This is a genomic window from Novosphingobium album (ex Hu et al. 2023), from assembly GCF_022832385.1.
In the GTDB taxonomy this organism is placed as follows: Bacteria; Pseudomonadota; Alphaproteobacteria; order Sphingomonadales; family Sphingomonadaceae; genus Novosphingobium; species Novosphingobium album.
In genome coordinates this window covers 17289-30457 of record NZ_JALHLE010000041.1, presented here as the reverse complement: position 1 = coordinate 30457, position 13169 = coordinate 17289, and the positions used below count along the sequence as shown (strand labels likewise).

Sequence of the window (13169 nt, the reverse complement as noted above, 5' to 3'; positions counted from 1 at the left end):
CTCAGTCCGAAAGCGCGGGTTCGCGCTCTTCGCCGGTGTCGGCCGGATAGGCGCCGGTCTCGTCATGGACTTCGCGGCCGGTCACCGGCGGATTGAACGCGCAGGCGCACAGAATCTCGTCCTCGACACGCACGATGTGCTTGTCGTGATTGTTGAGCGCATAGATCACGCCGGGCTTGAGCTCATGAGTCTCGCCGGTGCCCAGATCCTCGATCGTGCCCTTGCCCTTGAGGACGAGCACGGCCTCCAGATGGTTCTGGTAATGCATGTGCAGTTCCGCACCAGTGTAGAGCGTGGTGACGTGGAACGAGAAGCCCATGCCGTCGTCCTTGAGCAGCAGGCGGGCGCTTTCCCAGCCGTCGGACTTCACGTTCTTGTCGCTCTTGCGGATGTCTTTGAGTTTGCGGACAATCATTTTACGTCTTTCCTTGAATTTGCAAGCCGGGGAGCGAAGCGTCAGGCGGCAATGCCGAGCTTGCGGCTGGTCTGGCGGCCGGTGGAATCCGACGCATCGACCGGGGCGATCGTTTCGGCGACGGCGTTCTCGAGGATGTCGAGCCCGAGTTCGAGCGTCGCGTCCTCGATCACCAGCGGCGCGAGCACCTTGACGATCTCGTCATGGGCACCGCTGGTCTCGATGATGAGGCCTTCCTTGAAGCAGATGCCGGTGATCTTCGCGGCAACGTCCCCGCTGCCGACATTGATGCCGCGCATCATGCCGCGCCCGCGCGTGGACAGATCAAAGCGCTTAGCCATGTCTTCCAGCCGCCGTTCGAGCAGCGCGCCGCGCCGGGTGACATCCCTGGCAAAGGCGGGATCGGCCCAGAATGTGCGCAGCGCCGCCGTTGCAGTGACGAAAGCGTGGTTGTTGCCGCGGAACGTGCCGTTGTGCTCGCCCGGCGACCACACGTCGAGTTCGGGGCGCAGCAGCGTCAGCGCGAACGGCAGGCCCATGCCCGACAGCGATTTGGCCAGCGTGACGATATCGGGCGTGAAGCCCATGTCCTCGAAGCTGAAGAAGCCGCCGGTGCGGCCGCAACCGGCCTGGATGTCATCGACGATCAGCAGCGCGCCGTGTTTTTTGGCGAGCGCGGCAATCTTGCGCAGCCATTCGGGCGAAGCGGCATTGAGCCCGCCTTCGCCCTGCACCGTCTCGACCAGGAAGGCGGCCGGCGCATCGAGCCCGCTCGACGGATCGGCGAGCCGCTGTTCCAGCAGGTCGGCGGTATCGACATCGGGACCATAGTAGCCATCGAACGGTTCATGGCTGACGTGGCTCAGCGGCACGCCCGCGCCACCGCGCTTCCCCGCATTGCCAGTGCAGGCGAGCGCGCCGAGAGTCATGCCATGAAAGCCATTGGTGAAAGCCACCACCATTTCGCGGCCGGTGACCTTGCGGGCCAGCTTGATGGCCGCCTCGACGGCATTGGTGCCAGTCGGGCCGGTGAACATGGCGCGATAGTTGAGGCCACGCGGCTTGAGGATCACGTTTTCCAGCTCGGACAGGAACTCGGCCTTGGCATCGGTGTGCAGGTCGAGAGCATGGGTCACCCCGTCGCCGGCGATGTAGTCGACGAGGGCCTGCTTCAGGACCGGGTGATTGTGCCCGTAGTTCAGGGAGGAGCAGCCGGACAGGAAGTCCAGATAGCGGCCGCCTTCGTTGTCGTGCATCCACACGCCCTGCGCCTTGTTGAACTGGCGGGGCATCGCACGCGAATAGCTGCGCACACCGGACTCGCGCCGCTCGTAGATCTTTGTATCAGGCGCTTTCGCACTCGGTTTGGGTCTGGTTATCATGTCGATAGGCCCCTGTTCAGTTGGTCAGGAAGGAAGGCAGCGGCGCAATGCTCGCTTGCCATTCCGTGTCGTGCGCACCGGAAAAGTGCGCGTCGCGCGTGAAGCGCTCGGATTTCGTGAGTTCGGCGCCGTGGCGGCGGGCAAAGGCCGTGAACAGCGCCCAGGAGGCCGGATTGTTCTCGGTGATGGTGGTGGTCAGCGTGGTCGCGTCATGCACCGCAGGCTGCGCAATCAGCCAGTCGAGCATGCGCCCGCCCAGGCCGCGCCCGCGCGCCGAGGCGGAGACCGCCACCTGCCAGACGAAGAACCTCTCGGGATGCGAAGGCGGCCGGTAGCCGGAAATCCATCCGGCGATCCTGCCTTCGCATTCGGCGACAACGCAGGTTCCGGCAAAATCGCTGCACTGGAGCAGGTTGCAATAGGCCGAATTGGGATCGAGCGGCGGCGATGCCGCAATCAGCGCCGTGACGGCTGGACCGTCTTCTGCTGTGGGGCTGCGCAGGACGAACCCATCGTCCTCTCCATCATCCGCGGCCGTGCGACGAAGCCCCCCGGGATCGCCCCGGAGGCTGTGATCATTCACGTCTGGATCAAATATTACTTCACCCTCCGAAACATATAAATGTGCTTGGCTGTTGCCTCTTTTCGTTCGATGTGGGCGGGTCATATAGTTTTATTGGGAAATTTAGCAACCTCCAGCACCTCGGCCGAAGCCCAGCCGCACCTTCCCCGGCGTCATATCCTTCGATTTTGAAATAAACTTGACACTTGGCGCAAACGCGCAGGAAAGCTAGCAATTGGGCATGGACGTCGACCTTACGCCAGCCGCTCTCGCTGCCTTGCGAAAAATTCTGCATGCGGCCGAAGTGGACACCCGGAAAATGGCATCAGCTACGGGACTGACGCCTTCGCAAGTGCTGGTGCTGCGTCAGATCGGCGCCCGCGATTCCATTACGCCCAGCGCGGTGGCTTCCGTGCTCGGCTTTGGCCAGGCAACGGTCACCAACATCGTCGACCGTCTAGCCGTAGCCGGACTGGTCACGCGCACGCGCGGCGAGCACGACAAGCGCCACGTGCTTCTGCGCCTGACGCCACAAGGTGAGGAGCGGTTGCAGGCATCCCCTTTTCCGCTCCAACTGCGCTTCAGCCAGGGCTACGGACAATTGGAGGCATGGGAGCAAGCCATGATCCTCGCCGTACTCGAGCGCCTGGCCAGCCTGTCGGGGGTGGATGCCGAAGTGAAGGATGATGCCTATAGAGGGTGAGGCGATTCAATTTTGCGATAATGTTGTTCGGCAAGCCCCCTCGAAACGAGAGCGACCTTATCCATTTATTTGATTTGGATTTTTTTCATTTTCATCTGAAAGCAGCGCGGCCGGTTCCCTCAATCCCGCAGCCAGCGTCAGGTCGCCAAACTGGCGGTCTGAAGAAATGTCGGCTTCGAGCAATTGACACCCGAAAGGCGCCGTTCCGGATCCTCCGACAGCCCTGACGTATGAGAGAGGGCTGTCTCAGTTCGACGAATGCCCGGTTTTGGCGTGGCCGGACGTTCCCAGTAGAAGCGGCGTCCGGCAGGAATGTCCCCAAAGGCAGCCAGTGGTGCCTCTGACCTGCCCTCCCAGCGGTCCGTCGGTCATAATGAGAGTCTTGCAGTTGAATATTCTGGCACACTCGCCTGCACAAGCGCGTCGGGCGTGATGCTATCGTCCTGCACGAACGTCCGACGCGCTTGTGCAGGCGTTCGATTTTCCAACGATGAGTGGGGCCGAACATGGTTGTAGTCGTAGCGCCAGATGGCCAGCTTCCGGCGGGCGTCAGCCAGGTTGTCGAACAGTTCCTCGTTGAGCAGCTCATCGCGCAATGAGCCATTGAAGCTCTCGATGAAGCCATTCTGCCGGGGCTTTCCGGGGTCGATGTATTGCCACTCGACCTTGTTCTTGTTGGCCCACTGCAGGATCGCCCGGCTCGTAAATTCCGTGCCATTGTCACGGACAATGCAAGCAGATTTCCCATGCAGGCGAACCAGCGCATCCAGTTCGCGCGCCACTCGAGCCCTCGAGATGCTGGTGTCCGCTGCCAAGCACAGGTTCTCCCGGCACCGGCGTCCGGCTGCCTCGGGCGCGCTTGCGGCCGCGTCGTCGGCGTACAGACAAGCCTTCTTCCCGATATAGCCGGTAGAGCTTCTTGTGGTTCATGCTCATGCCCTTGCGCTCCAGCATGACGCCGATCCGGCGATAGCCGAACCGACGGCGCTGCCCTGCGATCTCCCGCATGGCTTCGCGGATGGCTCCGTGGTCCGGCGGGCGTTCGCGCCTGACCGTCTTGGGATCGACGCCCATCAGCACGCAGGCCCGGCGCTGTGAGACTTGGTAGTCCCGCATCACACCGAGCGCCACGTCGCGCCGCTGGCCCGGCGTCGTCAGCCTTTTCCCAGCAGGTCTTTCAGGATCGCGTTGTCCAGCATGCTGTCGGCTAGGAGCCGCTTCAACTTGCCGTTCTCGTCCTCCAATTGCCGCAACCGATGGGCATCGGAAACCTCCATGCCGCCGTACTTCGCCTTCAGCTTGTAAAAGGTCGCCGTGCTCAGGCCGTGCTTCCGGCAAACCTCGTCCGTAGGAAGCCCTGCCTCCTGTTCCTTGATCATCCCGATGATCTGCGCCTCGGTGAAACGGCTCTTCCTCATGCGTCTGCTCCTTCTCGTGGGCAGACTCTACATCAGAATGAGGGACCTTTCGGGGGGCAGAGCACCTGAAATGGCGGTTGAATTTCGCTAGTGTCCGCGAATTGTCAGCGATCCATCCAATTCGCCCTTCTCGCTTCGCCCCAGGCCCCCAAGCCGCCATTGTAACTTCTAACTGAAACCAATGCCTGGAAGCAGCGCAGCCGCAGAAAGAGCGGTCAGCTAGCGCTTCAGGCCTGAGCATCCCGCAGGTAGGACCCGCAAAAAACCGAACCGCCGGCCGCGCAAAGATTTTGGATCGGGACACGGCTTCGGGCTTCTCAGGCCAGATCGAAGCCGGGTCGTTCAGACCCCATGTTTTCCATACTCATTCCATACGAAACGAGCGGCGCTCACCTAAGTTATTGAAAAACTGGCGCACCCGACAGGATTCGAACCTGTGGCCTCTGCCTTCGGAGGGCAGCGCTCTATCCAGCTGAGCTACGGGTGCAGTGGAGGGGCGGTTAGCAGAGCACGCCGGGGGTTTCCAGCGGCAAATCATCGGCTTTCCCCACAGAGCGCATTATTGTTCATCCTGTTGTCAACTGAAGCGCGCCGTACCGGATGTCCGCGCCCCGCAATTAGGGAATTGGCAATGCCAGCCGCGTTAGCCTTGCGCACCATGGACCCCACTCACCCCAATTCGAACAGCGCAGGCCATGTGCAATTCGAAAGGGAATCGGCCAGCGTGCTCAGCCTGAAGTGGTCTGCGCTCCATGATGCAGCCCAGGCCGTGGCTGCAATTGCGGGGGCGGACGCCGGGCCGCTCGGGGCCGAAGTGCGCAACTTCCCGGCTGCAGTGCGCGACGCCGGCAACGGCCAGCGCGCACGAGCCGAGCAGGGAATCGAAGATCTGTCTGCCCTGATGGAAGCAGGGCTTGCCGCCCTGCTCTCCGCCATGGGGCACGAGTACCAACCGCGCGGTGCGGCGCAAGCGCTTTGGCGAGAGTTCGTGTTGGCACGCGATGCACTGCTGCAGATCGTATCCGCAGGGTCCAGCGAACCGCGCGAGGTTGCCTGATCGCTCAGGCGGCTTGCGAGTTCTTGCTATGTTCCTATGATGGGGCATGGCCGACGCTGATTCTCTCCTCTCCGGTTCCCCGCTCACCGGTGTCACGGCGCCTGACGTAGCGCGCGGCATCGGGCGGCTGTTTGCCCGCAACGACATCTGGTGCCTGTCGGAAATGCCGCTGCGCTGCGGGCGGCGGGCGGACCTGATGGGGATCGACGCCAAGGGGCATGTCATTATCGTCGAGATCAAGGTCAGCCGCGCGGACCTGCTCGGCGACGGCAAGTGGACGGACTATCTCGACTATTGCGACCGGTTCTACTGGGGCCTCTCGCCCGGGCTGGACCGCGCGCCGCTGGAAACCGAAGCCTTCCTGCCGGACCGCTGCGGCGTGATCGTTGCCGACGGATACGATGCGGAGATCCTGCGCCCCGCACCGCTCGGCCAGCTGGCCGCGGCGCGCCGCAAGGTGGAAGTCGAACGGCTCGCGCGCGCCTCGCTGCGACGTCTGGTGAACCTGGGCGACGCGCACACGCAGCAGTGGGGCGGACAGGGCTGATGCCCTCCCGCCGGGATCTGGTGGCGATGTCGCCGGACGAGGTGCGCGCCTATCTCGGCAACCAGCGGCGGGTGATCCTTGTCACCAACGGCCCAAACGGCCTGCCGCATCCAGTGCCGATGAACTATGGCCTCGACGAAGAGGGGCGCGTGCTCGTCACCAGCTTCGTGCACAGCCAGAAGGTGCGCAACCTCGAGCGCGACCCGCGCGCCAGCCTGCTGGTCGAAAGCGGCGAAACATATGCCGAACTCCGGTCGGTGATCCTCTATGCCGATGCCGAGATCGTGCGCGAGCCCGGACAGGTCGCCACGCTCATGCGCCGCATCCGCGCCGCCGAACCGCTGGCGGAAAGCATCGACGGCGCCATGTCCGAACAGGTCCGCACCTCGGTGGCCAAACGCGTGGTGCTGCGCTTCACGCCGTTCCGGGTGGTGAGCTGGGATCACGGGAAACTGGCGGGCAAGTACTAAGGCCGGTGCGCCGGCTATCCGCCGCTCTTCGCCAGAACCTGGCTTTCCGGATAGACCGCCATTGCGGTCATTCATCAATAAGAGTGAGAGCCTGCAGCCTTTGCGCTCGACTTCGCATTTCCGGGTCAGGAAATTGCGCTAGTTTGACCTGGCAATGATGGCGATTAGCAGGCTGTCGGACTGCTGGCGGAACCCGACTATCCGATAGCCGCTGCCACTCTTGTCCCTTTCGAACCCGGATTTCCATGCCTGCAGCTCGTCAACACTGAGATTCTTGCCTACCGCCAGTTCCACGGTCGTCTGGGAATGGTACGGATCGAACATTTGAGTGCTTGCCTGACGCTCTGCCACTCTGACAGCTGCCGTGGCAATACCCCGTCGCAGGCCCCTCATGTTCCGATCAGTCATACACAACCCGCGCATCATTTTCGTTAGCCTACGTTTATACGTACGGCGGGGTGAGACGTCAGGTGCAATTCCGGGTGGGTCGAATATCCCCCTTTCAATCCATTTGGGGTAATTCCCTGATCCCGTGCGTGCTCGCCCATATCGCGGCTTGCGTACGGTTACTCACGTTCAACTTTCGCATGATACCTTTTACGTGGATCTTCACCGTCGCCTCGCACATGTCGAGCTGGCGGGCGATGACCTTATTGGGGCAGCCATCGGCCAGGCGAGACAGCACATCGAACTGGCGAGGCGTCAGGTCCGCCGCTGCGACGCCATCGTTCGCTTCACCGGCTGATCGATAAATCGTCGAAGGAGAGAGCAGTTCGTCGGCCAGGTTCGAAGGCAGGACCCGTTCGCCCAGTGCCGCCAGGCGCAGCGCCGCAATCAGCGCGGACGGTTTCAGCGACCTGAGAAGGTAGCTGCTCGCCCCGAGATTGAAGCACCGCATCATCGCGTCGAATGCAAATTCCCTTGAAAGGATAATAACATGGCTGGAAGACGAAAGCGATTTGAATGCTGTCACCGCCTCAGCCTGCTCCTCGCTGCCGGGCAGATCGACGATCGCAAGAATCTCCGCATCCAGCCCTGCTTCCTTCAACTCGGAGGCACTGCCGAATTCGGCTGTTATCTCGAACCCTTCGACCTTGAGCATCAAGGCCAGGCCCATCCTGAAGATTTCGTCAGAGCCCAGCAGGCAGATTTTCGAGATCATCATGGCGCTCCAATTTCCGAGGGCAGCATTTCGTGCAAACGCAGTGGAAGGCCGCACTTCAAACCCGACTAACCAGATAGGGTTTTCAGCCTTCCTCTCGCGAGATGTACTTATACTCCTTTCGATGTGCGCTAACTGTTCTTCGGGTCGGAAAACAGCGCATCTTTGGCCTTGTCTCAACTTGTGACAGTTGAGGGGGCAAACGTTTGACCGATTATCATGAGCGACACGAACCAATGAAGATGGGCGGTGGCGTGGCAAAATTTCGGCACAGGTGTGCGGCAAGCTTGGATGCCGGCCTCCGACCTTGCTGCCGTTCGACCTGTTCTTGGCGCTTTACCGATTGCGGTCGTTCATTCGGGCCGGAATCGACCGCGCAACCCATGCTGAAGACACGCGGATGCAGGCCCGGCGGTTCGGGAGCCCACAGTGCGCTTGCATCGTTCCTGCACCGGCGCCAATCAGCCGCGATGCGCATTGCCTTGTTCGAACCCGAGATTGCCGGAAACGTCGGCGCCATTCTTCGCCTTGGGGCATGCCTAGGAGCGGCGGTGGACCTGATCGAGCCGATGGGCTTTGTGTGGAACGACCGGCGCGTGCGCCGCGCGGCCATGGACTATATCGATCACGTTTCCGTGACCCGCCATCCCGGGTTCGATGCTTTCAAGGCCACCACGGGTTCGCGAAGGCTGGTGCTGTTCACCACCAAGAGCACGCAATCGGCCTACGATTTCCGTTATGAGGCGGACGATATCCTGCTGTTCGGCAAGGAAAGCGCGGGCGTCCCCACGAGCGTCGCCGATGTCTGCCATGCCCGGGTGCGCATTCCGCTGCGGCCCGAAGTGCGCTCGCTCAACCTTGCCACATCGGCCTCTCTCGCGCTGGGCGAAGCCTTACGCCAGACGAGGACCTTGCCCGGCTGACCGGCTCGCCTCCGCCGTCAGGTCCGGACTGGCTCGCGCTCCCCGAGTTGCGCCACGACCGCGCGGCGCCCGGCCTCACTCATGTCGCGCCAGCCAGCGATTTCGTCCATCGTGCGGCGACAGCCCAGGCACCAGCCGGTCTTTGGTTCGATCCGGCACACACCGGTGCAGGGAGAGGGTACGGTTGCCATCGCAGCCCCCTCAGCAGGGCCGCGCCCGTCCGGCAAGCGTAATTTTCTTGCGTTTTGGTGCAATGCACACTAGATGCCCCGCCAGCAACCGGCGCGCGGAGCCCAGCTTCGCCGCAATCCGAGAGCAGCGTGGGGTCCCGGCGAACACCGCAGGGACCGGCCCGGACGAGCGGTTGTCCTTGAACCCAAGCTTCCTTCCTCACGCAGGGTCGCCCGAAACGACACCTTGCCGTGTGCGCGGACCTGAAGCCCCGCGCGCTCCGCACTTATTGAAAGTGACGTATGTCCTATTTTTCCGAACTTGGCCTTGCCGAGCCCATTCTCCGCGCGCTCGCAGCCAAGGGCTACACCGATCCCTCGCCGATCCAGCGCAAGGCGATCCCCTCTCTTCTCGAAGGCCGCGACCTGCTCGGCATCGCGCAAACCGGCACCGGCAAGACCGCCGCGTTCTCGCTGCCTTCGCTGCACCGCCTCGCCGCCGATCCCAAGCCGCGCAGCAATGCCGGCTGCCGCATGCTGGTGCTTTCGCCCACGCGTGAGCTGGCGGCGCAGATCGCCGACAACATGCGCGGCTATGCGAAGTTCCTGAACCTTTCGGTCCAGTGCGTGTTCGGCGGCGTTCCTGTCGGCAAGCAGGCCCGCGCGCTCGAACGCGGCACCGACATTCTGGTGGCCACGCCAGGCCGCCTGCTCGACCTGATCGACCAGCGCGCCCTGACGCTGCGCCACGTCGAGATCTTCGTCCTCGATGAAGCCGACCAGATGATGGACCTCGGCTTCATCGTGCCGCTCAAGCGCGTCGCCGCGCTGCTGCCCAAGCAGCGCCAGAGCCTGTTCTTCTCGGCCACCATGCCGCAGGCGATTGCCGAACTTGGCCGCCAGTTCATCAACAACCCGGTCAAGGTCGAAGTCGCGCCGCAGTCGACGACGGCCGAGCGCGTCGAGCAGTATGCCACGTTCATCAACCAGGCCGAGAAGCAGGCCCTGCTGACCCTGCGCCTGCGCGAGGGCCTTGCTCCCGATGCCGCCGAAAAGGCCGAGCACGGCGCGATCGATCGCGCGCTCGTCTTCACCCGCACCAAGCATGGCGCCGACCGCGTGGTTCGTCACCTGACCGCTGCCGGCATCCCGGCAGCAGCGATCCACGGCAACAAGAGCCAGGCCCAGCGCACTGCCGCACTCGGCGGCTTCCGCCAGGGCACGGTGCGCATTCTCGTCGCCACCGACATCGCCGCGCGCGGCATCGACGTTTCGGGCGTGAGCCACGTCTACAACTTCGAGATCCCCAACGTGCCCGAGCAGTACGTCCACCGCATCGGCCGCACCGCGCGTGCGGGCGCTGATGGCGTGGCAATCAGCTTCGTCGCACCTGACGAGAAGCCGTACATCCGCGACATCGAAAAGCTGACCCGCGTCAAGCTGGAACCGCTGGCTCTGCCCGAGGATTTCCAGAAGCAGGCCGCCCGCCTGCCCGCGCCTTCACGCAAGGCCCCTGCCGCACCGCAGGGTGAACGCCGTCAGGGTGGCGGCAAGCAGGGTTCGGGCAAGCCCCGAAACCAGCAGGGCCAGGGCGGCGGCCAGAGCCGTGGCGGCAAGCGCAACGACGATCGCCGTCACGACCGTCCGCACGGCGAACGTCCTCAGGGTGAGCGTCCGCAGGGTGAACGCCCCCGGCACGAAGCACCACGCGGCGAACGCGGCAACGACCACGGCAGCGAGGACGGCGGCGAGCGCAAGCGCCGTTTCCGCCCGCGCGGCCCCAAGGGCATGGGCGCACACAAGAACAAGGTGCGCCGTACCGGCTAAGTCTGGCCTCCGCCAACGACCCGCGCCATAACGCGGGTCGATGCCAGCAAGTTTTGGTCCAGGTCTGTGGGCAGTTGCCGCCTCCGCCGCAGTGATGACGGCGATCGTGGGGCTGCGCTACCTGCTGACCTCGGGCCTGTTCGCGTGGATCACCGGCAAGGTCCGGCCCGGCCTGTACAAGGGGCTGGATCGGCAGATCCGGCGCGAGATCGGCTGGTCGCTGATCTCGGCGGCGATCTACGGCCTGCCCGCAGGCGTGACCGCATGGGGCTGGCGCGAGCACGGCTGGACGCTGATCTACACCGATCCCGCCGCTCACCCCTTGTGGTGGATGCCCGTGTCTCTGCTGCTCTGCCTGTTTCTCCACGACACCTGGTTCTACTGGACCCACCGCTGGATGCACTGGCCCCGGCCGTTCCGCATGGCCCATGCCGTCCACCACGCCAGCCGCCCGCCAACGGCATGGGCGGCGATGAGCTTTCATCCGGTGGAGGCGGTCACCGGCGCAGTGGTCATCCCGGCAATTGTCTTCATCGTGCCTGTCCATGCGGGTATCCTGGGGCTGCTGCTCACAATCATGACGGTGATGGGCATCACCAATCACATGGGCTGGGAACTGTTCCCGCGCTGGCTGGTGCATTCGCGCGTCGGCCACTGGCTGATCACCGCCAGCCACCACCACCGGCACCACGAAAGCTATCAATGCAATTACGGCCTCTACTTCCGATTCTGGGATCACCTGTGCGGCACCGACCGGGGATTGTCCTCGCCCTGACCGCCATCTCACCGTTGCTCGTGGCAGCCGCACCGGTCGGAGGCGATGTCTCGGTGACGGTAACCGGCCTGCGATCGGCCAAGGGCCAGATACTCGCCTGCCTCACCGCCCGCCCGGAAACCTTCCCCAACTGCGACAAGGACCCGCACGCCCGCAAGCTGATCGTGCCCGCCAGCGGCGCGCAACACCTCGATTTCGGCCCCGTCCCGCGCGGCGAATACGCCATTGCGCTGGTCCATGACGAGAATGGCAACGGCAAGCTGGACAAGCGCCTGATCATCCCGCGCGAAGGCTTCGGCTTCTCGCGGGATGCGCCCGTCCGCATGGGCCCGCCCGATTTCGTCGACGCCGCGTTCGGCGTGGACGGACGGACAGTGCAACTGGCGATTCGCATGCGCTATATGTTCTGAGCAGGCTTGCCGCCGCCGCTTGCTCCGCTTAGGCGGGATGCGTGGCACGGGAAGAAGATATCATAGAGGAAATCGTCGAGACGGCGACAGCGGGGCTGGTTCCCCCGCCGCCAAGCGGCACATTCTCACCCTTCCGCTATCCGGTCTTCCGCGCGATCTGGATCGCCAACCTCTTTTCCAACCTCGGCTCGACCCTGCAATCGGTAGGCGCCGCCTGGCTGATGACCGAACTGACGCCCTCGCACCAGCTGGTCGCGCTGGTACAGGCGTCGGCCACGATGCCGATCATGCTGCTGGGCATGTTCGCGGGCGCCATTGCCGACAACTTCGACCGCCGCCGGGTCATGCTCGCCGCGCAAGTGGGGATGCTGACGGTATCCGCGGTGCTGGCTGCACTGACTTATGCGGGATGGATCACCCCGGCCCTGCTTCTGGCCTTCACGCTCTCGGTCGGCGCGGGCACCGCGCTGAACTCTCCCGCCTGGCAGGCTTCCGTGCGCCAGCAGGTCGATCCCGGCGAACTGCCACAGGCGATCGCGCTCAATTCGATCTCGTTCAACATCGCCCGTTCGATCGGGCCGGCGCTGGGCGGGCTGCTGATCTCGATCTGGAACGTCTCGTTCGCCTTCGCGATCAACGCGGTCAGCTACATTGGCCTGATCGCCGTCCTGATGTGGTGGCGGCCCGAAGCGCGCAAGATCGAACGCCGTCCCATCCTGCCCGCCGTCGCGGTGGGCATCCGCTATTGCGCCGGCAACTGGCCTTTGCGCCGCATCCTGATCCGTGGCCTGGCACTGGGATTCAGCCTTGCCGCCTACCAGTCGCTGCTGCCTGCGGTCGTGAGCGCGCAGATGCACGGGTCGGAACTCGAATTCGGGCTCATGCTCGGACTGTTCGGCATCGGCTCGATTCTCGCTGCCCCCTTGGTCGGCACGATCCGCAAAAAGCTCGGGCTCGAGGGTATTCTCGCGCTCGGTTCGGCCCTCTTCGTGGGTTCCATGTCGCTCGTGGCAGAGGTTAGTCATGTCCTATACGCCCTGCCCGGCGCGTTCGCTGCCGGCATGGGTTGGGTCTGGATCATGACAACGATCAATACCGCCGTTCAGATGCGCTCGCCCGACGAGATCCTCGGCCGGTGCCTGTCGATCTATCAGGCCGTGACTTTCGGCGGCATGGCACTGGGTTCATGGGCCTGGGGGGCGCTCGCCGACTGGAAGAGCCTGCCTTTCGCACTGCACGCGGGATCGGTGTTCCTGTTTGTCTCGTTCGCAATCCTGCGGTTGGTAGCGCCGCTGCCGCGCCCCGGCGAAGGTGTGCTCAAACACACCTGAATTTCCCCCGCACACCC

16 protein-coding genes, 1 tRNA gene and 1 pseudogene are annotated in these 13169 nt (G+C 63.7%); 9 read left to right on the top strand and 9 right to left on the bottom strand.

Annotation, left to right across the window (positions count from 1 at the left end; genetic code table 11):
• Position 1 precedes the first annotated feature (1 nt).
• From MTR64_RS19180 to ectA, 3 genes are read right to left on the bottom strand one after another with little or no spacing between them, the layout of a single operon-like run.
• Entirely contained in the window at positions 2-415 is a 414-nt protein-coding gene (locus MTR64_RS19180) for an ectoine synthase (protein ID WP_243996150.1), read from the bottom strand.
• A 41-nt stretch (positions 416-456) separates the two neighbouring features.
• Positions 457-1797 (bottom strand): diaminobutyrate--2-oxoglutarate transaminase, encoded by a 1341-nt coding sequence (ectB, locus tag MTR64_RS19175; RefSeq protein ID WP_243996149.1) that lies wholly within the window; start codon positions 1795-1797, stop codon positions 457-459.
• Positions 1798-1813: 16 nt separating this feature from the next.
• The gene (gene ectA, locus MTR64_RS19170; RefSeq protein WP_243996167.1) at positions 1814-2299 is read right to left on the bottom strand and encodes a diaminobutyrate acetyltransferase; all 486 of its coding nucleotides are present in this window, start codon (positions 2297-2299) and stop codon (positions 1814-1816) included.
• 301 nt (positions 2300-2600) lie between these two features.
• Between ectA and MTR64_RS19165 the strand changes: the two genes are divergently transcribed.
• Positions 2601-3062, top strand: a complete 462-nt coding sequence (locus tag MTR64_RS19165) for a MarR family winged helix-turn-helix transcriptional regulator (RefSeq protein WP_243996148.1) — start codon at positions 2601-2603, stop codon at positions 3060-3062.
• 57 nt (positions 3063-3119) lie between these two features.
• On the opposite strand, the gene MTR64_RS21425 is transcribed toward MTR64_RS19165, so the two are convergent.
• The 3 genes and pseudogenes from MTR64_RS21425 to MTR64_RS19155 form a co-directional block, all read right to left on the bottom strand.
• Complete coding sequence (locus tag MTR64_RS21425; protein WP_268741026.1) at positions 3120-3245, bottom strand: hypothetical protein; 126 nt, start codon at positions 3243-3245, stop codon at positions 3120-3122.
• Positions 3246-3430: 185 nt separating this feature from the next.
• Positions 3431-4480, bottom strand: a pseudogene (locus tag MTR64_RS19160) (integrase core domain-containing protein).
• 410 nt (positions 4481-4890) lie between these two features.
• Positions 4891-4967: transfer RNA gene (locus tag MTR64_RS19155), tRNA-Arg, on the bottom strand.
• Between the two features lie 171 nt (positions 4968-5138).
• On the opposite strand from MTR64_RS19155, the gene MTR64_RS19150 reads away from it, so the two are divergent.
• Genes MTR64_RS19150 through MTR64_RS19140 form a run of 3 tightly spaced genes read left to right on the top strand, consistent with a single transcriptional unit; the run spans position 5139 to position 6554 of the window.
• The gene (locus MTR64_RS19150; RefSeq protein ID WP_243996147.1) at positions 5139-5537 is read left to right on the top strand and encodes a hypothetical protein; all 399 of its coding nucleotides are present in this window, start codon (positions 5139-5141) and stop codon (positions 5535-5537) included.
• A gap of 46 nt (positions 5538-5583) precedes the next feature.
• Positions 5584-6084 carry an MmcB family DNA repair protein gene (locus tag MTR64_RS19145; RefSeq protein WP_243996146.1) on the top strand — a complete coding sequence of 167 codons (501 nt, stop codon included), beginning with the start codon at positions 5584-5586 and terminating at the stop codon, positions 6082-6084.
• A complete protein-coding gene (locus tag MTR64_RS19140; protein ID WP_243996145.1) occupies positions 6084-6554 on the top strand; it encodes a pyridoxamine 5'-phosphate oxidase family protein in 471 nt (156 codons plus the stop codon). Before MTR64_RS19145 ends, MTR64_RS19140 begins: the two co-directional genes overlap by 1 nt.
• Before the next feature lie 138 nt (positions 6555-6692).
• Here MTR64_RS19140 and MTR64_RS19135 read toward each other — a convergent pair whose 3' ends face one another.
• Both MTR64_RS19135 and MTR64_RS19130 read right to left on the bottom strand, forming a co-directional pair.
• Positions 6693-6878 carry a hypothetical protein gene (locus tag MTR64_RS19135; RefSeq protein ID WP_243996144.1) on the bottom strand — a complete coding sequence of 62 codons (186 nt, stop codon included), beginning with the start codon at positions 6876-6878 and terminating at the stop codon, positions 6693-6695.
• 178 nt (positions 6879-7056) lie between these two features.
• Positions 7057-7719: a LuxR C-terminal-related transcriptional regulator gene (locus MTR64_RS19130; RefSeq protein WP_243996143.1), complete on the bottom strand. Its 663-nt coding sequence runs from the start codon at positions 7717-7719 to the stop codon at positions 7057-7059.
• A gap of 467 nt (positions 7720-8186) precedes the next feature.
• Between MTR64_RS19130 and MTR64_RS19125 the strand changes: the two genes are divergently transcribed.
• Complete coding sequence (locus MTR64_RS19125) at positions 8187-8639, top strand: tRNA (cytidine(34)-2'-O)-methyltransferase (RefSeq protein WP_243996142.1); 453 nt, start codon at positions 8187-8189, stop codon at positions 8637-8639.
• A gap of 17 nt (positions 8640-8656) precedes the next feature.
• Here MTR64_RS19125 and MTR64_RS19120 read toward each other — a convergent pair whose 3' ends face one another.
• Positions 8657-8830, bottom strand: coding sequence for a DUF1289 domain-containing protein (locus tag MTR64_RS19120; RefSeq protein WP_243996141.1), 174 nt, complete (start codon positions 8828-8830; stop codon positions 8657-8659).
• Positions 8831-9112: 282 nt separating this feature from the next.
• On the opposite strand from MTR64_RS19120, the gene MTR64_RS19115 reads away from it, so the two are divergent.
• The 4 genes from MTR64_RS19115 (at position 9113) to MTR64_RS19100 (ending at position 13152) form a co-directional block, all read left to right on the top strand.
• A complete protein-coding gene (locus tag MTR64_RS19115; protein WP_243996140.1) occupies positions 9113-10636 on the top strand; it encodes a DEAD/DEAH box helicase in 1524 nt (507 codons plus the stop codon).
• 94 nt (positions 10637-10730) lie between these two features.
• On the top strand, positions 10731-11411 hold the full coding sequence (locus MTR64_RS19110) for a sterol desaturase family protein (RefSeq protein ID WP_243996139.1): 681 nt from the start codon (positions 10731-10733) through the stop codon (positions 11409-11411).
• A gap of 20 nt (positions 11412-11431) precedes the next feature.
• Positions 11432-11821, top strand: a complete 390-nt coding sequence (locus MTR64_RS19105) for a DUF2141 domain-containing protein (protein WP_243996138.1) — start codon at positions 11432-11434, stop codon at positions 11819-11821.
• A 41-nt stretch (positions 11822-11862) separates the two neighbouring features.
• Positions 11863-13152, top strand: a complete 1290-nt coding sequence (locus MTR64_RS19100; RefSeq protein ID WP_243996137.1) for an MFS transporter — start codon at positions 11863-11865, stop codon at positions 13150-13152.
• The last annotated feature ends 17 nt before the right edge of the window (positions 13153-13169 follow it).